This is a genomic window from Mycobacterium sp. URHB0044 (genome assembly GCF_000620625.1).
In the GTDB taxonomy this organism is placed as follows: Bacteria; Actinomycetota; Actinomycetes; order Mycobacteriales; family Mycobacteriaceae; genus Mycobacterium.
In genome coordinates, this window is the sequence record NZ_JIAW01000007.1 from 215,162 (window position 1) to 234,409 (window position 19,248).

20 protein-coding genes are annotated in these 19,248 nt (G+C 65.8%); 5 read left to right on the forward strand and 15 right to left on the reverse strand.

Annotation, left to right across the window (positions count from 1 at the left end):
- Positions 1–82 precede the first annotated feature (82 nt).
- A complete protein-coding gene (locus N536_RS0116860) occupies positions 83–808 on the forward strand; it encodes an enoyl-CoA hydratase/isomerase family protein (protein ID WP_029114662.1) in 726 nt (241 codons plus the stop codon).
- On the opposite strand, the gene N536_RS0116865 is transcribed toward N536_RS0116860, so the two are convergent.
- From N536_RS0116865 to N536_RS0116875, 3 genes are all read right to left on the reverse strand, one after another.
- Positions 805–1,350, reverse strand: coding sequence for a VOC family protein (locus N536_RS0116865; RefSeq protein ID WP_369798431.1), 546 nt, complete (start codon positions 1,348–1,350; stop codon positions 805–807). The two genes, N536_RS0116860 and N536_RS0116865, sit on opposite strands and share 4 nt — an antisense overlap.
- A 73-nt stretch (positions 1,351–1,423) precedes the next feature.
- Positions 1,424–2,410, reverse strand: coding sequence for an NAD-dependent epimerase/dehydratase family protein (locus N536_RS0116870; RefSeq protein WP_029114664.1), 987 nt, complete (start codon positions 2,408–2,410; stop codon positions 1,424–1,426).
- 3 nt (positions 2,411–2,413) lie between these two features.
- Positions 2,414–2,836 carry a nuclear transport factor 2 family protein gene (locus tag N536_RS0116875; protein ID WP_029114665.1) on the reverse strand — a complete coding sequence of 141 codons (423 nt, stop codon included), beginning with the start codon at positions 2,834–2,836 and terminating at the stop codon, positions 2,414–2,416.
- A gap of 84 nt (positions 2,837–2,920) precedes the next feature.
- Between N536_RS0116875 and N536_RS0116880 the strand changes: the two genes are divergently transcribed.
- Positions 2,921–3,379, forward strand: a complete 459-nt coding sequence (locus tag N536_RS0116880) for a hypothetical protein (protein ID WP_029114666.1) — start codon at positions 2,921–2,923, stop codon at positions 3,377–3,379.
- Positions 3,380–3,390: 11 nt separating this feature from the next.
- Here N536_RS0116880 and N536_RS0116885 read toward each other — a convergent pair whose 3' ends face one another.
- The gene (locus tag N536_RS0116885; protein WP_029114667.1) at positions 3,391–4,002 is read right to left on the reverse strand and encodes a TetR/AcrR family transcriptional regulator; all 612 of its coding nucleotides are present in this window, start codon (positions 4,000–4,002) and stop codon (positions 3,391–3,393) included.
- Positions 4,003–4,195: 193 nt separating this feature from the next.
- On the opposite strand from N536_RS0116885, the gene N536_RS0116890 reads away from it, so the two are divergent.
- Together N536_RS0116890 and N536_RS0116895 are read left to right on the forward strand one after the other, a co-directional pair.
- A complete protein-coding gene (locus N536_RS0116890; protein ID WP_029114668.1) occupies positions 4,196–5,476 on the forward strand; it encodes a cytochrome P450 in 1,281 nt (426 codons plus the stop codon).
- Positions 5,477–5,578: 102 nt separating this feature from the next.
- The gene (locus N536_RS0116895; protein WP_036436644.1) at positions 5,579–6,064 is read left to right on the forward strand and encodes a hypothetical protein; all 486 of its coding nucleotides are present in this window, start codon (positions 5,579–5,581) and stop codon (positions 6,062–6,064) included.
- A gap of 32 nt (positions 6,065–6,096) precedes the next feature.
- On the opposite strand, the gene N536_RS0116900 is transcribed toward N536_RS0116895, so the two are convergent.
- Positions 6,097–6,489 carry a hypothetical protein gene (locus tag N536_RS0116900; protein ID WP_029114670.1) on the reverse strand — a complete coding sequence of 131 codons (393 nt, stop codon included), beginning with the start codon at positions 6,487–6,489 and terminating at the stop codon, positions 6,097–6,099.
- 188 nt (positions 6,490–6,677) lie between these two features.
- On the opposite strand from N536_RS0116900, the gene N536_RS0116905 reads away from it, so the two are divergent.
- Positions 6,678–7,190, forward strand: coding sequence for a hypothetical protein (locus tag N536_RS0116905; RefSeq protein WP_036436766.1), 513 nt, complete (start codon positions 6,678–6,680; stop codon positions 7,188–7,190).
- A 65-nt stretch (positions 7,191–7,255) separates the two neighbouring features.
- Here the strand turns inward: N536_RS0116905 and N536_RS0116910 are convergent, their stop codons facing one another.
- The 10 genes from N536_RS0116910 to N536_RS0116955 are packed head-to-tail and all read right to left on the reverse strand — an operon-like array spanning position 7,256 to position 19,238.
- On the reverse strand, positions 7,256–8,989 hold the full coding sequence (locus N536_RS0116910) for an MCE family protein (protein WP_029114672.1): 1,734 nt from the start codon (positions 8,987–8,989) through the stop codon (positions 7,256–7,258).
- A complete protein-coding gene (locus N536_RS38725) occupies positions 8,989–10,386 on the reverse strand; it encodes an MCE family protein (RefSeq protein WP_036436769.1) in 1,398 nt (465 codons plus the stop codon). The genes N536_RS0116910 and N536_RS38725 overlap by 1 nt, the downstream gene beginning before the upstream one ends.
- Positions 10,383–11,909 carry an MCE family protein gene (locus N536_RS0116920; RefSeq protein ID WP_036436647.1) on the reverse strand — a complete coding sequence of 509 codons (1,527 nt, stop codon included), beginning with the start codon at positions 11,907–11,909 and terminating at the stop codon, positions 10,383–10,385. Before N536_RS0116920 ends, N536_RS38725 begins: the two co-directional genes overlap by 4 nt.
- Entirely contained in the window at positions 11,909–13,000 is a 1,092-nt protein-coding gene (locus N536_RS0116925) for an MCE family protein (RefSeq protein ID WP_029114674.1), read from the reverse strand. Before N536_RS0116925 ends, N536_RS0116920 begins: the two co-directional genes overlap by 1 nt.
- Positions 13,000–14,025 carry an MCE family protein gene (locus N536_RS0116930; protein ID WP_029114675.1) on the reverse strand — a complete coding sequence of 342 codons (1,026 nt, stop codon included), beginning with the start codon at positions 14,023–14,025 and terminating at the stop codon, positions 13,000–13,002. Before N536_RS0116930 ends, N536_RS0116925 begins: the two co-directional genes overlap by 1 nt.
- A complete protein-coding gene (locus N536_RS0116935) occupies positions 14,022–15,215 on the reverse strand; it encodes an MCE family protein (RefSeq protein WP_029114676.1) in 1,194 nt (397 codons plus the stop codon). Before N536_RS0116935 ends, N536_RS0116930 begins: the two co-directional genes overlap by 4 nt.
- Before the next feature lie 11 nt (positions 15,216–15,226).
- Positions 15,227–16,072: an ABC transporter permease gene (locus N536_RS0116940; protein ID WP_029114677.1), complete on the reverse strand. Its 846-nt coding sequence runs from the start codon at positions 16,070–16,072 to the stop codon at positions 15,227–15,229.
- Positions 16,073–16,085: 13 nt separating this feature from the next.
- Entirely contained in the window at positions 16,086–16,895 is an 810-nt protein-coding gene (locus N536_RS0116945; protein ID WP_029114678.1) for an ABC transporter permease, read from the reverse strand.
- Complete coding sequence (locus N536_RS0116950) at positions 16,885–18,054, reverse strand: thiolase (RefSeq protein ID WP_029114679.1); 1,170 nt, start codon at positions 18,052–18,054, stop codon at positions 16,885–16,887. Before N536_RS0116950 ends, N536_RS0116945 begins: the two co-directional genes overlap by 11 nt.
- Positions 18,051–19,238, reverse strand: coding sequence for an OB-fold domain-containing protein (locus tag N536_RS0116955; protein WP_029114680.1), 1,188 nt, complete (start codon positions 19,236–19,238; stop codon positions 18,051–18,053). The genes N536_RS0116950 and N536_RS0116955 overlap by 4 nt, the downstream gene beginning before the upstream one ends.
- Positions 19,239–19,248 lie beyond the last annotated feature (10 nt).

Sequence of the window (19,248 nt, forward strand, 5' to 3'; positions counted from 1 at the left end):
CACTGAGGGATGTCGTGGTGATGTTATTCTCCCGAAACGAGAATGCCAATACCGCACTTGGAGAACGGTGGTAGAACACCCGATGGTCGAGCTTGAAACCGACGACGGATTGGCAGTCATCACGATCGACCGCCCACACGCGCGCAACGCCATCTCGCTGGAGACGATGGATCAGTTGGGTGCGGCATTGGACGGCGCGTACGGGGCGCGCGCCCTCGTCATCAAGGGAGCAGGCGACAAGGCGTTCGTGTCCGGCGGCGACTTGAAGGAGCTCGCCGCGTTGCGGACCGAGGCGGAGGCGTCGGCGATGGCCTGGCGGATGCGATCGATCTGCGACCGCATCGCCGCGTTCCCCGGCCCGGTCGTGGCCGCACTCAACGGCCATGCGCTCGGCGGCGGCGCCGAAGTGGCCGTTGCCGCCGACATCCGGCTGGCGGCCGACGACATCAAGATCGGCTTCAATCAAGTGACGCTGGGCATCATGCCGGCCTGGGGTGGTGCCGAACGTCTCGCCGCACTGGTCGGCAAGAGCAAGGCGCTGTTACTGGCGGGCACCGGGTCGGTGCTGGACGCCGCCGAGGCTCACCGGGTCGGGCTCGTCGACGCCGTGCTCCCGCGTGCGTCGTTCGAGGAGGAATGGCGCGCGACAGCGCGGAAACTGGCAACGCTCTCTGCGGGCGAGATCAAGCGCGTGGTGGCCGGAGCGTCGGCACCGGAGGCCGTCGCGGCCTTCGCCCGGCTCTGGGTGTCCGACGAACACTGGGCGGCCGCCGATCGAGTGATGAACCGCGCCAAGCGATCTGATTAACCGCCGACGGTCCTGATCGGATCGCTGCCGTCCCACTGGGTGGCGGCGTCCCGCACGAAGGTGCCCATGCCGCTGGTGACGTCGGTGAGTTCCATGATCTCGAAGATGGTCGCCGGACCACCCGCAGGCGGTTCGACGTAAGCGAAGCGCGTCACGGGGCTCGCACTGGCGTCACACCACACCACCGGCCAGCCCGCCGCTTCCGCTGCCGCCACAGCCGCATCGAAATCCTTTACCCACCAGGCGAACTGGTGGAATCCTTCGCGCCCGGAGTCAAGGAACTCGGTGAAGATGGACGGGGTGTCACCATGCTGGTGGATCAACTCGACCTGCAGCTCGCCGGAGTTCGCCAGCGCGATGGAGATGGTCACCTCGCACGGCTCGCCGCGGTAGAACACCCGTTGCGAGTGCTCTCGAACCACGAACCACGGGCCAACGCCGAGCGCGAGCCAGTCGGCCAGTGCGGCGTCGAGATCTCGGACCACGTAACCGATCTGACGGATGGGACCGGGTAACGGCACTTTCACGGCGGGGGCGTCCACGGCTCGAAGGCTAACGGCATAGTTAGACTCGGGTCAACTAACTGCGCAGCAAAAATACGCCAACCTGGGTCAGTTATCTCGGCTGGCCTGCGAAGAACCGCGCCGCCTTGCGGATCGAGTCCTCCACCGGTTCCGGTTCCCAGCCGAGTTCCCGCTGCGCCTTGGAGTGGTCGAGTGGTGACATCAGCTCGGCCATCTTGATGCCGGCGACGGCGAAGGGAAGGTCGCGCTTCAGGACACGGGCCGCGAGATCGTTGGCGTACGCCCCGACGTAGAGCAATGGCAACGGCAATCCGATCCGCGGTCGCCGCACCCCGACCGCGTCCGCCGCGATGTCGTGGATCTCCCTGGTGCTCAGGTACTTGTCGGAGATGATGTAGCGCTCCCCCACCCGCCCCCGCTCGGCGGCGAGAACCATTGCGCGCGCAGCATCTTCGATGCCCACCACCTCGGAGGAGAACCCGAGGTAGAAGGGGAACCTGCCCTTGGCCACCCGTGCGATGACGCCGCCGTGGGGTGTCGGCTGCCAATCGTCCGGGCCATAGGTGGTGGAGATGCAGAGCGCGACGGCAGGCAGTCCCCTTTCGCCCGCGTAGGTCATCACCAGCTTCTCCGCGGCGACCCGCGCCTCGATGTATGCGCCGCCCGCGGTCCAGTTGTGCGGCTCTTCCTCGGTGACCGGGCGGGCGTCGTTGATCGCCAACGTGCCCGTGGTGCTGGTGAAGACGAACTTCTTCAGGTTCGCGTCGACCGCGGCGTCGAGCACGTGCCGAAGCCCTTCGACGTTGGTGCGGAACAGCGGCGCGGGATCGCGCAACCACATCCGCGCGTCGACAACGCAGTAGTAGACGACGTCGCAGTCGGCCATGGCCGCGCGCAACGCGGCATCGTCGAACACGTCGCCGTAGCACCGCTGGACGTCCAGGCCGTCGATGGCCTTGGTCGAACTCGTCTCACGCAACATGACGCGGACATCCTCCCCGTCGGCCACCAACCGCCTGGTGACGTGCGAGCCGAGGAAGCCGCTTGCTCCGATGACCAGCTTCGTGCGACGCGCCACCGGTCAGGCGTTCTCTAACTCGACGATGAGACGAGTCAGCCGCAACGACGCCAGCTTCCATTCGCCGCCGTGGCGCACCCACCGTTCGTGGTAGTGCCCGTAGCCGGTCAGCGCCGGGCCGTTCTCCCACATCACCCGGTCCTGCATGGCCCAGACGACGTCGGCCCCGTCGCCATTCAGTTCGATGAGCAGCGTGTGCACCTGGTGGGCCGACTTCGCGTTCGTGAGGGACGACCGGATCAGCTCCACGGCGGCGTCGCGGCCGGTGACCACCGGGACGCCGGTGCCGTCGCTGACGTCGAGCACGATGTCGTCGGTCATGAGATCGGCGAACCCTGCCCAGTCTCGGGTGTCGAGCGTGTAGCAGTAGCGGGCCTTGAGCCGGGTCAGCTCGTAGAACGCGTCGAGGGTGGCTTGATCGGCCATGCAGGGGTTCGCTTTCGTCGTCGATGGGCTGCGGGTTTGGGCCATTCTGGACAACCTGGGGTAACAGCGTTCTAAAATCCGGAAATGAGCTTTCCGCCACGCCGGACACTACCCCGACGCTTCCTCCTTGGACTTGGCCCGCTGCTTGCGGCGGCCAGCCTGATCGTCGGTACCGGTGTGGCCGCCGCCGACGAGGATCCGATCCCCGGGCCACCGCTGCATCGCGTCCAGTACACGGTCTTCTCCGAGACGCCGTACGCGAACGCGGAGATCTACTACCGCGACGTCGATCCGCCGAACTTCGCCGAGTACAGCCACAACCCCTACGCGTTCAGCCCCAACGTCGAGGCCAACGTCGGGCCGAATCAGCTGTGGACCATCGACGTCATGCTCGCCAACCCGGACCAATGGGCCATGGTGACGGCGAGCAGCCTCGATTCGCCGCAGCGGCCGAACTTTCACTGCGTGATCGCCGTCGACGGCAACGTGGTGGTGACCAACCAGGGCCCGAAGGGAGCGCTCTGCTCCCTGCGCAACTGGTGACCGCGAACGGGTCAGACGGAGGCGGCGGTGGCCGCCTGCACGCGCTCACCTTCCAGGCGGCGCAGCCAGTCCTCGCAGAACGCCAGCATCTCGGCGTGGCCCGCGGACATGCCGAGCGCCCGCTCCATGACGAGAATCTGCGAGACGCTCGTCGCGAAGATCGCCCACACCACGGCAGGAACGTCCGAGACCTCGTAGCCGTATCGCCGCAGGGCCGTCGTGATCGCCTGGACCTGTTGCTCGCGGAACTGCTCGGCGTAGACGGCGATCTCGGTGCGTAGCGCCTTGCGATGGTTGGCCAGGCCCATGAATTCCATCGTCAACCGGGTGGCCGCGGGATCGGTACCGAACTCCCACAGCGCCCAGAGCGGTTGGGGCGAGTCGAGCGCACGCGCCTGGGCCTGCAGACCCTGCTTCGCCCGGCGGCGGAACACTTCGATGAACATCTCGTCCATCGTGCGGAAGTAGTAGTGCACCAGCTGGGGCTTCAAGCCGGCCCGCTCGGCAACCCGTCGGGACGTCACGGCCGCATAGCCGTCTTCGAGCATCAGCTCCTCGGCGGCTTCGAGCAGGACACCGCGGTTCTTGGCGTCCGGCGCCCCGATCCTCCGGTCCGATGCCATGCCAACACTTCCTTCGCTGGTTACGTCAGATTCGCAAGCCAAATCGTAGACGCCGGTGGGCCCCGTTTCCTTGACCAGGACACTACGCCATGCTAAGCAGGTGCTCAGCACTTTCAGCTCCGATTGCGTCGGCACGTTCGTCCGCCACCGCACCCCATTCCCCGGCTCACCGCAGCCTGGAAGGAAACCCAAGATGACCGCTGACTTCGACACCGTCGACTACTTCACCGATCAGTCTCTGGTCCCGGATCCGCACCCGTACTTCGATCACCTCCGCAGCAAGTGCCCCGTGGTCCGGGAGCCGAACTACGGCGTGTTGGCGATCACCGGCTACGACGAGGCGAACACCGTGCTCAAGGACACCGACACGTTCTCGTCGTGCATCGCGGTCGGAGGCCCGTTCCCACCGCTGCCGTTCACGCCGGAAGGCGACGACATCAGCGAGTTGATCGCCGAGCACCGCAACCAGTTGCCCCTGTTCGAGCACATGGTGACGATGGATCCGCCCGACCACACCAACGCGCGGTCCCTGCTCAACCGGCTGCTCACCCCGAGCCGGCTGAAGGAGAACGAGGACTTCATGTGGCGGCTCGCCGACGAGTGCCTCGACGACTTCATCGCGCAGGGCAAGTGCGAGTTCCTGTCCGCGTACGCAAAGCCGTTCTCACTGTTGGTGATCGCCGACCTGCTCGGCGTGCCCCAGAAGGACCACGAGGAGTTCCGCGCGGTGCTGGGTGCGCCGAGGCCGGGCTCTCAGGTCGGCTCGCTCGACGGCGACATCGTCGCATTGAACCCCTTGGAGTGGCTGGACGAGAAGTTCATCGCCTACCTCGAGGAGCGGCGCAAGGCGCCCAAGGACGACGTGCTGACCGCGCTGGCCACGGCCAAGTACCCCGACGGATCCACGCCAGAGGTCATCGACGTCGTCCGTTCGGCGACGTTCTTGTTTGCGGCCGGCCAGGAGACCACCACCAAGTTGTTGTCCGCCTCGCTCAAGGTGTTGGGCGACCAGCCCGAGATCCAGCAGCAGCTCCGCGACGACCGCACCCGGATCCCGATCTTCGTCGAGGAGGCCCTGCGGATGGACGCCCCCGTCAAGAGTCAGTTCCGCTTGGCGAAGAAGAACACCACGGTCGGCGACACGGAGGTTTCGGCAGGCACCATCCTGATGGTTTGCCCGGGCGCGGTGAACCGGGATCCGGTCCGCTTCGCCGATCCGCACGAGTTCAGCCTGGACCGCAAGAACGTGCGCGAGCACATCGCCTTCGGTCGCGGCGTGCACTCCTGCCCGGGCGGTCCCCTGGCACGGGTCGAAGGACGGGTGTCGGTCGAACGCATCCTGGACCGAATGGCCGACATCACGATCGACGAGGACAAGCACGGACCGGCCGGTGATCGCCGCTACACCTACGAGCCGACGTTCATCCTGCGCGGCCTCACCGAACTCAACATCAAGTTCACGCCCGTCAAGTAGCCGTAAGCGCTATTCTCCACAATTGAGAATGCCAATCTCGCCAGGTGCGGGTTGGGCCACGACATACAGTCGGTCGGGATACGGGCCTGAATGGGAGCGCGGATGAACAAGGCGATCGCTGGAACTTATGCCACCGCACTCGTGACGGCGGCGATGACGCTGGCCCCGCCCGCCAGTGCCGCCGGCATGAGGATCGGAAACTACGAGGTCGCCAACGACCGCTGGAACGACCACTCCTGGATCTGGGCGGTCATGTACTCCTGCGGCAACGGCGATTCCGCCTGCGGCACAGATTTCACCGATCCCGTCGTCAACCCCGCGACGGGCAATCTGAACGTGATCGCCATTCCCCGGCCACTCAAGAGCCAACGGTTCCAGAACACCGCGTTCTACGCCGACGGTCGGTACACGTTGACGGTCGACGTGATCGACGGGGTGCGCTGCATCGGCTACAACCTGCCTTCACACGACGTCTACAACTGGGACGCGGTGTCGCTGGCGGGAACCATCACGTCCACGTACGACGCGGGGTGTTACGGGGCGCCTGGCGGCACGAGCACGTACACCTTTTCGTTGGTGAAGTTCTAGATTCTTCGCTGCGGAGCGGCGGCCCCGCGGAGTCAGAGGTCGCCGCGCGTCCAGGCACTCGTGCCGTTGCGCGCGTCGCACGACAGGAACAAGCCGTCCGGCGCCTGCGCCATCTCGCCGTCACGGCCAGAGCAATTGCTGCCCTCGACCTTGATCCCACGCAACTCTGTCGACCGGAACCAGCGCGGCTCGTATCTCCGCGGCGAGCCGCAGAACACGATCCTGCCCCAGTCCGTCACGCCGAACACGTAATACGTGGTGTTCGAGCACGGCGCACCAAGCACGGCGCCAGGCTGGATGCCGGGCACGCACGACGGCTCATTGCATTCAACCGGCGCAGGGGCGACGGGATCGGCCGTCGCCGCGGGCGCCGTCCCGAGCCCTGCGGCCAACAGGCAGGCAGCGGCAGCTACGACGATTCGCACGGAAACTACTCTCGCACAACGGAGAGTGAAATTCTCCCATTCAGAGAAGATCGGCCGCTCCCGCACCGCCCGAGGGGTTCCCAACCAGGACTGGATGGCGCCGGAACCAGTCGTTTAGCTGCGAAAAGAGTGTTATTCTCCTGCCTAAGAATGACATTGCCATCATGTACAGACTCAAGGAGCAGGTCATGCGCCCAGCGAACGTGATCGCAACGGCCGCGATGCTTACCGCCGCATCGCTGCTGACTGCGCCACAGTCCGCCGCGGACGACTATCCCCAATATGCCATGAACGGAACGTATTCCGTGGTCTCCAACGGCGAATGGGCGAGGACGAACGACCGGTATCAGGACGAACCGTCGGTGCGCAGCACGTGGACGGTCAACACCACGTGCACCAGCGCGCTCACCTGCTCGGGCAAGGTCACCAGCAGCCTTGGCTGGACCGAGGACATCTACACTGGAATCGGGACGTTGTGGTACGTCAAACACTATGTGCCCGACTGGATTCCATGCCCCGACGGCACGCGTGGCCCCGGGCTTCAGGTGTACAAGTTCTACCCCGCTACAGAAGACGGCACCGTTTTGGTGCCGTCCGACCTGTGGATGGGCGAGGACGTGACCACTGGCGAGAGTGGCGCATGCGGCAGGAACAGGTCGATCGTGGTCAACCTACCGGTCAAGATCACCAAGGTCAGCTGACCGCCCGTACCGCAGCCACGAAGAAGCGCCCTGCCGTCACCGGCAGGGCGTTCTTCGTCGGCGCACTAGTGCAGCAGCAGGTCCTTCCACGTCTTCTGAAGTGGCTTCTCCGCAACAAGATTCGTCACCTTGTACAGCTTGCCGTCCGAGCCGACGTACTCACCGGTGCGCGGATTGTATTGGGCGAAGGCGACCGTCGGGCCTGCGCCCGGCTTGGCGCCGCCGAACGAACTCGGCGCTGCAGGCACAGCACCGTCGGCGGGTGGCAGTGGAACGACGTTGGCGCCGGGTGCCGGCGGCACGTCGACCGGTGCCGCAGCGTCGGGACCGGGTCCCGGCGGTGGTGCGAGCGGTGGAATCGGTTGTCCGTTCAGCGAATTGCCCTCCGGCGGTGGCGGCGGCACCGCGGTGGCGAGTGGGGCCTCCAACGGCGAGACAGGCGCACCGTTCGGCGGCCCCGCGGGTGAGGCGCCTCCCGGCATCGCACCTGGCGGCAGCGGCGTCCCCTCGACCGGCGCAAAGATGTCGTCGCTCAAGGTCGTTCGGTCGTCGATGGGGATGCCCTGGGCAATCAGGCTCGGGTCGATCGGAGAGGGTCCCGTGGCGTGCTGACGCATCGCCAGTGGCATGTACTCCTGATCGCTGTTGCAGATCTGGACCGTCGGTGCGCGTTTGCCCGGCTTCCTGATGCACGGGAAGTTGCGGACACCGCGGACGGAGATCGGCGAATCCTGCGGCAGCTTGCAATAGAGGCCGTCCGGCGTGTCGATGTCCGACTCGTCAGCCGGTGACCGCCAAGACGATGGCGGCAGGAAGCCGACCCGACAGGCAGGTGGATCGTCGACCCCGGCCTGGAAGTCGCCGCGCGCGCTGCCGGTGGCGTCGGAGAAGTTCGCGTACGACTGTTGCTGAGCGAAATACGGCGGTAGCAACACCAGGAGTTGTTCGAGCGACGCGTTGTACGTCATGAGGATCTCGCTGACGGTGCCGAGGTTCGCCAGAAGAACCGGCAGCGTCGGCTTCAGTTGGTTGAGGAGACCGGAGGTTTCGTCCGAAAAGCCAGGAAAGGTCTGCAACACGGTGCGGAACTTGGCGTCGTCCGCGGCGAGTTGACCGGTGAACCCCGCGAGACTGCGGGCCCAGGTGCGGATCGAGTCCGCGGTGGCGGCCTGACCCTCCAGCAGCGGCCGACTGTCCTCGGCGAGCGCCTTGGTCTGGTCGGCGACGCCGTTGAGGTCGGCGCTCAGCTTCGCGCCGGAGTCCAGTAGTGAACCGAAATCGAAACCGGCGCCGTTGAATCCCTTGTACGTCTCGTCGAGCAATGCGCTCAACCTGTCCTTGGGGAACGTGTCCACCAACTTGCTGACCCGGTCCAGAACCGGGCCGACCGCAGGCGGCAGTGAGATGTTCTTCGCCGTGATGACGGAGCCGTCCTGCAGATACGGTCCCGAATCGGTGCGCGGCCGCAGATCGACGTACTGTTCGCCGATGGCCGAGACGCTGCGGACCTCGGCCTCCAGGTCCGCGGGAATCTTCGGCGAGGTGGCGATCGAAAGCGTCGCCTGCGCACCATCTTTGGTGAGTCCCACCTCGGTGACCTTGCCGACTTCGACACCGCGGTACGTCACGTTGCTGAATCGGTAGAGGCCACCGGAAGTCGGCAGTTGCAGCGTCACGTTGACACGGCCGACCCCCAGCAGTGTGGGGATCTGGATGTAGGTGAAGAACATCACCACCACGCCGACGATCGACACGATCAGGAAGATCGCCAGCTGGATCCTGATGAACCGCGTAAGCATCAGTTACCTTCCCCCGCATAGGGGCCCGCGAAGATCGGGCCTCCGCCCGCCGGTGGCGGCGGACTGTCGACCGGTGCCATGTCCGGGTTCTCCTGCGGAACCATGGGGAGCACCGGGCCGCTGGCAGGTGGCGGCGGCGGCGCCTGCATTGGCGGCGGCGTCTGTGCGACCAACGGCGCCTGTGCCGGATAGGATCCCGGCCCGGGCAGGCTCTGAGCAGCACCCGGCGGGTCGGGGTTCAGGCCGGGATTGTCTGGGGGCACCGGCCCCTGCGGACCACCAGGCGGCGCCGGCGCGAGCGGGCGACCCAACGGATCGTAGGTATAGCGCTGGAAGAACGGTTCGCCTGGCAGTGGCACCAGGTCACGGCCCTCCTGATCGAGGCGGGTGCCGAGGAAGATCGACTTCCGCATGCGTGGCCCGGAGATGTCGACCGTGGCAAAGAGATTGATGAAGTCACCCCTGACCGCACGGTCGATGAGGTTCTGTCCGTAGGGGAATACCGTCCCGTACGCGATGGCCGCATCGAATTCCGGTCCGACGTCGGCCAACGCCTGAATGGTCGGCTGGAGGTTCTTCAGGTTGTTCACCAGGTCGGCTTGCGTGTCGTTGACGAGGCGGTTGGCGGTGTCGCTGAACTGTCCGAGCTTGGTCAGCGCGGTGGTGAGTTGTGGTCGCTCCCGATCGAGTACCTCGAGTGCGCGTGGGATCCGCTGCAGCGCATCGTTGATCGCGTCGCGGCGGCCGGCGAATGTCGAGGCGACCCGGTTGAGGCCTTCGATGGTGGCAACGAGGTTCTGCCGCTGTTGATCCAGCGTGCCGATGAATTCGTCGAGCCGGGTGAACAGGTTGCGCCAGTCCTCTTCCCGACCGGAAAGGGCTTGGTTGAAGGTGTGGACGATATCGCCGATCTGGCCGAGCCCACCGGCGTTCACGACCACGGACAGCGACGAAAGAGTCTGTTCGGTGGTCGGATACGTCGAGGATTCGTTGAGCCCGATGGTGGTGCCGGGCGCCAGCTTGCCCTGGGGCTTCTCGCCAAGGGGCGGATTCAGCGCCAGGTGCATCGAGCCGAGCAGGCTGGTCTGCCCGACACTGGCCACCACGTTGGCCGGGACGACGACGTCGGGCTTGACCGAGATCTCGACGTTGGCGTGCCAGTCCTGGACGTCCATCTTGCCGACGCTGCCGATCACGACGTCGTTCATCAGCACGGGCGAATTCGACTCCAGTGTCGACACATTCGCGATCTGCACGTGATAGATCACCGCGTCGGATCCACGCCCCACCGCACCCGGCAGTGGCAGCGAATTGATGCCCTGGAACGCGCACCCGCTGGCGGTCAACGCCACGCAGGTGCCCGCCGCGAGCAGTTTGAACGAAGCTCCACTCATCATGACGGTGGTGTCCCCTCGGCGGGTAGCAGCGGCCCGGGCGGTACGCCCGGATCAGGTGGCGGGGCTTCCGCGGGAAGCATCATTCCCGGCAGGCCAGACGGCACTCCGACCTGCTCTCCCGACGCCGGCGGCGGCTTTGCCGGTCCGATCCGAATGTCCTCGGGCATCGGCACCGGCGCACCGGGGTACAACGCGGGGATCGGGAAGTTACTCGGGCGGTCGGGCGCCGAGAACGGAGCGTCGGGCCGTGGCCCCATGCCGGGAGGCGGCGGCACGTCGCCGTCCAGCCCGGTGTAGGCCGAAACCGCGGGCGGGTTCTCGGGAGGCCTTGGCGCGCCGCCCGCTCCGCCAGGCGCGAGCGCGGGGTCGGCGTAGACGATGTTGTGCGGGCTGGCCGACTTGGACAGGTACGGAGAGATCGGCACCGGAATGTAGTTCAGGTTGAGCAACCGCAACGCGGGTCCGAGGTAGTCGTGGCACAGCTTCGCAGTCTCTGGCGCAGTGGTGTTCTGGGTGGCGCCGATCATGCCGCAGACGAACTGCATGGGGCTGGCCAAGTTCGGGAGAGAGAACCCGCCGCGGGGCGAACCGGTGTCCGGATCGTAGATGTTGTAGCCGTTTGCAAACGAGTTGGGCGCGACGTGCAGCACCTGTTCGAAGTCCGTCTTCACGTCGACCAACGTCTGGGAAACCTGGCGGAGACCTTCGAGTTGTTCGGCCGTCTGGTTCCTGGTGCCCGCGACGAACCGCTTCACCTCGGTGATCGCGACGGACAGATCCGTCAGCGCGGCATCGAGGTCGGACTTGCTTCCGTCGAGCACGCTCGACAGCGTGGCCAGCCGATCGTTGAACGCGACTATCTGATCGTTGCTGCCCTTCAACGCTGTGACGAAGATTTGCAGATTCTTGATGATGCCGACGAAGTCTCCGCTGCCGTCGGCGAGTACCCGGCTCACACCGGAGAGTTCGGCCAGTGTCTGCCTGAGCTTTTCACCGTTGCCCGCGAGGGCGTTGGCGGCGCTGTCGATGAACCGACCCACCGAAGTGGTCGAGACGTCGCTGGTGGGACCCAGGTCCGTCGCCAACCGCTCGAGTTGCTTCTTGACTTCGTCCCATTCGACCGGGACGGCCGTGCGATCCGAGGGAATGACGGCACCGTCGGCCATCTTCGGGCCACCGTCGGACGATCGGTAGGCCGGGGTCAATTGCAGATACCGTGCGGCTACGAGGTTTTGAGCGACGATCACGGCCTTCGCGTCGGCGGGCACGGGAATCCCGTGGTCGACCGTGAAGGTCATCTTGGTCTGCGTGCCCTCCGGCTCGATTGAATCGATCTTGCCGACGCTGACACCGGAGACGCGTACTTCGTCGCCGGGGTAGACGGCCGTGGCCGTAGGGAAGTACGCAGTGATGGTCGTCGGTGCGAAGAACAATGCCCTGGCAGCCACGAAGCCGCCACCGATGAGCGCGACGACGAGCACGGCCACCAAAGCCGGCACCAGCCACCTCCGAGACGTCGCCATCAGCGCGAACCCCCGGGAACCCCGTTGTACGGCAAGGGAAGTTCCGCCCGAGGCCCGGTCTGCTCGTTTGTCGGTGGTTGTCCGGAACCGAACGGACCCCTGCGGAAGCCGAACGCGTAGTCGAGGAAGGGCTGGAACAACTGCCACGGTTGGAAGTTCGGCACGTAGGCGGTGTAGTAGAAGCCGCTCGACACGGCCTCACCGAGCGTCGTCTGGTACTTGGCCGCACCCGGGATCGCCTTGGCGAGATTGTCGCGGTTTCGGACCAATACCTCGTTCACCTTGTTGAGCTTCTCCAGCGTCGGGGCCAGCTCCTTCTCGTTGTCGGCCACCAGACCGACCAACTGCTTGGAGACCGCTGACGTGTTGGCGAGCAGGTCGACGATCGCCTGACGACGCTCGACGAGTACGGCCAACAGGTCATTGGCGTTGAGGATCAGGCTGTTCACCTGTTGGCTTCGCTCCGAGAGGATTCCGGTGACGTCCGAAGCGGTCTTGAGCAACTCGCCGAGCTTGCCGTCGCGGCTGTTCAGTGCCTGCGACAACCGGGAAAGCCCGTCGAACGTCGGCCCAAGCCGCGGTGCGATCTGGTCGAGCGTCGACGACAACGTGTCCAGCGACTGATTGAGCTGATGGGTGTCGGTGCCACCGGTGTTCGTGGTCAGATCTCCCACCGCATCGCTGAGCGAATACGGCGACGACGTCCTCGACACCGGGATCACCTCGGTGCGGTTCAACGTGCCCTCACCCGCCGAATCCAACGTCAACACCCGCTCGCCGAGAAGGGTTCCCGTCTTGATGTGCGCGGAGGTCTCCGACCCCAACCGGTACTTGCCGTCGATGGTGAACGCGATCAGTGCATCACCATCGTCCAGCGAAACGTCGGTGACAGAGCCGACTTTCATGCCGGCAAGGGTCACGTCGTTGCCCACCATGATGCCGCCGGCCTCCGCGAACAACGCCTTGTACTGCAGCGACGTCGCATAGGCGACCAGCCGTTCCGGCTGCAGGCCGACGGCGATGACGAGGATGGCCAGCACGACGCCCATGAAGCCGGCCCGCGCCAGTTGCGCTCCGCGATATTTGAGCATTACGGCTCAGCGCACCTTCCGTTTTCTTGCTTGATGAAGGGGAAGAACGAGGCCCTGCCCTGAAGGTCGGTGACCTTGATGTCGAGCGCGCAGATGTAGTACTGGACGAAGGCGCCGTACGCGCCGATGCGCGCGAGCTTGCGATAGTTGCCAGGAGCGCGCATCAAGGCTCCGTCGAGATAACCCTTGCCGCTCTCCAGATTTGGAGCCAGGCGGTTCAGCTGGTCGACGGTGCCTGCCAGCGGGGGCCGCGCCTGCGTCAACAGATCCGCGATGGACGCCGTTCCGTTGTCGAGCGACGAGATGGCGGTGCCGATCGGATCGCGATCCGTGGACAGCCCCGCGATGAGCTTCTCGAGTCTGTCGATGGCACCGGAGAACTGGTCGCCATCCTTGGAGATGGTGGCCAGCACGGTGTTGAGGTTGTCGATGAGCTGCTGGACCGTCTCGTTGTTGTCCGCCAACGTGTTGGAGAACGACGACGTCTTCGCCAGCAGCGAGTCGAACGTGCCCTCCTGGCCCTGGAACACCTGCACCAGCGCGGACGTGAGCGAATTGACGTCCTGCGGATTGAGCCCCTGGACGACCGGCTTGAGGCCACTGAGGAGCAAGTCCAGGTCGAGCGCCGGTTCGGTGCGGTCCAGTGGAATCTGCGAACCCGGAGGCATCAACTTCGTAGAGCCAGGTCCGTCGATCAGGTCCAGGTAGCGGTCACCGGTGAGGTTGAGGTAGCGGATGGCAGCCTTGGTGCCGGTGGTGAGTGCAATCTTGCGATCGGCGTCGAATTCCACCAGCACCTGGCGATCCGATTGCAGCGACACGTCCGTCACGGTGCCGACCCGGATGCCCGCAACGCGCACGGTGTCACCCACGGCTAGCCGCGAGGCGTCGGTGAAGATCGCCGAGTACCCGTTCGTCGAACCGGTCCGGTACTGGCCGAAGGTGAAGAACAGGAACACGGTCAACAGCGACATGATCGCCGCGAAGATGCCGAACTTGACGATGGTGCCCCGTGAGCCGGTCATCCGGGCATTCCGATCTGTCCGCTGTTTCGCGGTGGGCCGTCGATCGGCCCGAACAACGCCTGCTTGAGCCCGTCCGAGTTGAGCAGCCACCCTTGGTTGCCGTAACTCCACGGGTTGGCCCCGACGTCGGCGACCAGGAAGGGCGGCCGAACGTTGGCCCCGACGACAGGCAGATGCTGGTCCTTGCAGGATGGCCCGCTCTTGGCCGCCACCTTTGGCAGGTCCTGCGGGTAACGGTAGCGCTCGACGCCCAGGGTGAAGTTGGCCGTCACGTCGACACCCGGTCGGTCCGGCGACGGGATGTGGATGAACGGGATCAAGCCCTGAATTCCGCACCGGAGGTTGTCTTGGTACTGACTGGTCAGTGCCGTGGTGGGGACGAGCATGTGCAGGACGTCGGTGAGAGCCTGCCGATTCGTGCCGATCACGTCGTTGCCGGTATCGGCCAGCCCAACGGCGCTGACGAGGAACCGGTCGAGGTTGTCTTCCTCCTCGACCAGGGTCTGGCTCACTCGCGTGGTGCTTTCCACGATGTCCATGAGTTCGGGTGCCCTGTCGGCGTAGGCGTTGATGGCCGCGGGAGCCACTTCGATATCGCGGTTGATGCTGCCCAGACTCGGATTGATCCGTCCGAGGAGCTGGGAGAAGTCGGTCACCGTCTCACCAAGCTTCTCGCCGCGCCCGTTCAACGCTCCCGAGATCGCGGCGAGGGTCTCGTTCAACTTCACCGGGTCGATCGCCTTCAAGACCGAGGTGAGCTGCTGGAAGAGGGTGTTGGTCTCGACGGTGACGTGCTCGACGTCGAGCTGGCTGCCTGGCCTCAGCGAATCGGTAGACGGATCTGAAGGCGCCACTAGCTCAACGGATTTGGCGCCGAATACGGTCGACGACGCGATGTCAACGCGGACGTTGGCCGGGATGTCCTTCAGTTGATCCGGGTCCATCGCCAGATGCAGGACTGCGCGGCCATCCGGGGTGGTTTCGATCGAGTCGACGTGGCCGACTTGAACGCCGCGCATCTTCACCTTGGCTTCGGGATTCATCACCAGACCGGCGCGTTCGGAGACGACGGTCACCGGCTCCATCCGTCCGAAGCCACCGCGGAACATGGCGATGGAGAAGAAGACGATCCCGCCGATCACCAGGACGGTCGCCAATCCTGCCAGCGGGCGGACTGCGCTACTAGACATCGAAGTCCTTCCTAGCCCGACAGGTTGAAGTTGCCGTTGGAGCCGTAGACGGCAAGGGAGACGAGCAGCGTCACCGACACCACCACGACGAGCGACGTGCGCACCGAATTACCTACCGCCACACCGACACCCGAAGGGCCGCCCGACGCGAAATAGCCGTGGTACGTGTGGATCAGCAGAATCGTCAGCGCCATCAACGCCGCCTGCAGGAACGACCACAACAGGTCGATCGGGTTCAGGAACGTGTTGAAGTAGTGGTCGTAGAGGCCACCGGATTGGCCGAACAGCACCACGGTGGTGAACCGGCTGGCCATGAAGGACAAGATCACCGCGACCGCGTACAGCGGAGTGATCGCGATCATGCCCGCCACGATCCGCGTACTGACCAGATATTCGATCGGCCGGATGCCCATCGACTCCAGGGCATCGATCTCCTCGTTGATCCGCATCGCGCCGAGCTGCGCCGTCACACCGGCACCGAACGTCGCCGCCAGTCCGATGCCCGCGATCACGGGCGCCGCGATGCGCACGTTGATGAACGCGGCGAGGAATCCGGTCAGTGCCTCGATGCCGATGTTGCCTAGCGAGCTGTAGCCCTGCACCGCCAGGGTGCCGCCGGTCGCCAGGGTCAGGAACCCGACGATTACCAGGGTTCCGCCGATCATGGCCAGAACACCCGCCCCCATGCTGATCTCGGCGATGAGGCGAATGAGTTCGGTGCGGAAGTGGGTGACCGCATGCGGTATTCCACCGATGGCCTTGCCGAAGAACAGGGTTTGGTCACCGATCCGGCCCAACACGCCGACCGGTTTCTGCACCGTCCGCGTGAGGCGGGGATAGGTAGCTCGTAGCGCCACGGTCAGCTCACCCCTACTTCGCCGTCATCTGGATGCCGATGGCCGTGACGACCACGTTGATCACGAACAGCGCCATGAACGCGTACACCACGGTCTCGTTGACCGCGTTGCCGACGGCCTTGGCGCCACCACCGGTGATGGTCAGCCCGCGGTAGCAGGCGATCAAGCCGGCGAACAAACCGAACAGCGCCGCCTTCACGCAGGAGATGATGACTTCGGGCACCCCGGTCAGCAGCGTGATGCCCGCCGCGAACGCGCCGGGGTTGACGTCCTGCACGAAGATCGAGAAGAAGTAGCCGCCCAGGATGCCGATGATCACCACCAGGCTGTTCAACAGCAGCGCCACCAGGCCCGAGGCCAGCATCCTTGGCGTCACCAGCCGCTGCACCGGGTTGATGCCCAGCACCTCCATCGCGTCGATCTCCTCGCGGATGGTGCGGGATCCGAGATCGGCGCACATCGCCGTCGCGCCCGCGCCCGCGACGATCAACACCGTCACGACCGGACCGACCTGCGTGACCGCACCGAACGCCGCACCCGCGCCCGAGAGGTCAGCGGCGCCCAACTCCCGAAGCAGGATGTTCAGCGTGAAGCTCACCAACACGGTGAACGGGATGGCCACCAGAAGCGTCGGCGCCAACGACACCTTGGCCACGAACCACGACTGCTCCACGAACTCCCGCCACTGGAACGGCCGCACGAACATGAACTTGACCGCATCCACGCCCATCGAGAACAACCCACCGACGGCCTGCGACGCCCCGGACAATCCCTTGGGGAGCGCGATGCCTGCGGACCACCGCTCCGGCCCTTTAACTGCCATTGGCCCCGGGTCCTTCCAGGATAGTTACTGCAGAGACGGCGGTCGGACCGCCGATGTTGTGCGCCAGTGCGATTCGCGCTCCGTCGACTTGGTTCACAGCTTCTCCGCGGAGTTGTTGGAACAACTCGACGCACTGTGCCACACCGGTGGCCCCCGGCGGGTGGCCTTTGGCCTTTAACCCTCCACTGGGATTCACGGGCAGCGAACCACCGACGGAGGTCACCTCCGCTTCGATCAGCTTGTAACCTCCGAACCGCTCGGCGAAGCCAAGATCTTCATAGCTGATCAGTTCGATGCCCGTGAAGAAATCGTGTACTTCGGCGACGTCCACGTCGGACGGCGTCATGCCTGCCATCGCGAACGCCTGCTTGGCCGCCCGCGTCGTCGCAGGGAACGTGGTCATGTCGGGCTTGTGTTGGTGCATCACCGAATCCAGCCCCAATCCGACACCGCGGATCCACACCGGCCGGTCGGTGAAGCGGTCCACGACGTCCTCGGCGGCGATGACGAGCGCTGCCGCACCATCGCTTTGCGGCGCACAGTCGTAGAGCCCGAACGGCGTCACGACCATCGGCGCGGCCAGCGCCTGCTCCACCGTGATCTCGAAGCGCAAGCGCGCCTTGGGGTTGTTGACGCCGTGGTGGTGGTTCTTCACCGCGATCATCGCCAGGTGTTCGCGGGTGGCCGGCGACTCGTGCAGATACCTGCCGACGTGCAGCGCGAATCCGGCAGGCGACACCAGACCGAGGGGATAGTCCCAGGCCATGTCGCGCGTCATCGCCTCCCATTCCCACAGCATGTCCGCCGACGTGGTGTCGCGAAGCTTGTCCGCGCCCATGACCAGTGCGACGTCGAAAGCGCCTGAGGCGACGCCGAATAGCGCGTTGCGCACCGCGTCGTTCCCGGTCGCACACGAATTCTCCACGCGGGTGACCGGAAGATTCGGCAAGCCGAGGGTGTCGGCCAGGTTCCCTGACGGAAAGCCGTCCGTGGTCCCCATCGCGCCCAACCAGGCGGCCTGCAGGTCGTGCTTGTCGATGCCCTTGTCGACGCTCGCCGCGCAGTCGGCGAACGCCATCGGCAACAGGTCCTTGAGACCGAGCGCGAAGTGCTCGCCGAACGGCGTCATCCCGGCACCGACGACGGCCACGTTCCTCACGCGGCCCCCTGACCCGACACGGACTCCGGTTCGAACATGTAGCTGTAGTCGGGGACGCCCGATCGCATCGCCACGCGGCGGAGGGTCAGCCGCCCACGCTCCCCTATCGCAACGGAGCCTGGCTCGGCGCCGGTCACCTTCACCAGGGCGCGGACGTCGACGTCGTCGAGTTCCACGATCACCAGCGAGTAGGGCGTCCGCAATCCCGGGACGGGCATGTGCACCGTCGCCTCGGTGTAGACCGTGCCAACGCGCGGTAGTGGCACCAACTCGTAGAGGGTGGCGAGGTCACCGTCGTCGGCGACCCGGTACCGCGGCGGGAAGTCCAACTCGTCGCTGTCGACGAACTTTCCTGCCTCCCAACGGGTCTTGGCTTCGAAGGCCCGCTCGTAGGCGGCCAGCGAGATCGGTATCTGGGCACCGTCGGCATAGACGCCGTCGGGCATCGCCCGCGGCGCGGGCTCGTGCCGGTGAACGCTCGCGGCCCCTTCGCTGACCGTGATCCCCGACAGGCTGGCCTGCTCGACCGCGACGAGCGGTCCGGTGGTTCCCGTCTCGGCCATTCCGGCCAGCGCGAACAGACTGGAGCTGGCGCCGGTCGTCGGCAACCGGGGCGGGTCGCCCACGCAGAGGTCGGCGGCACGGTCGTGGTCGACGCCGGCCAGCGCGGCGGGGGTGTCCAGCCACGCAGCCTCGAGCGAGGCGATGAGCCCGCGCTCGTGCAGCAACCGCGGGTCCCCGTACTCGTGCACGGCACCGGTGGCGTTGCGGGTCCGCACCGGCAGGCTGCGTGCCACGCGGGCGGCGGTCCGCACGCGCAGGCCGTCCTCGGCGGTCAGCAGCGCTGCCGCACCGGCGGGTTCGAGGTCGGCGCCGATGACGAGGGTGCGCGGTCGCGCCGAGCTGACGGCGTCGAGTGTGGCGGGGGCGCCGCCGAGCCGTTCGTCGACCTCGAGTTCCGGGTCGAGCCCCAGCCCCGCGAGCAGTACCGCGGCATTGCTGCTCTCCAGCAGCGGAAGGTTCCGGCTGACCAGGACGACGCGTTCGACGCCCCCGCCGGATTGCAGCGCGGCCCGGCCTGCCTCGACGGCCATCGTGATCGCGTCCTCGTCGTCGCCGACGACCCGCCGTGCGGGAGTACCCCAGCACGGCAGGTAGGTGCCGATCGACGCGACGTGTGGCATGGATTCTCCA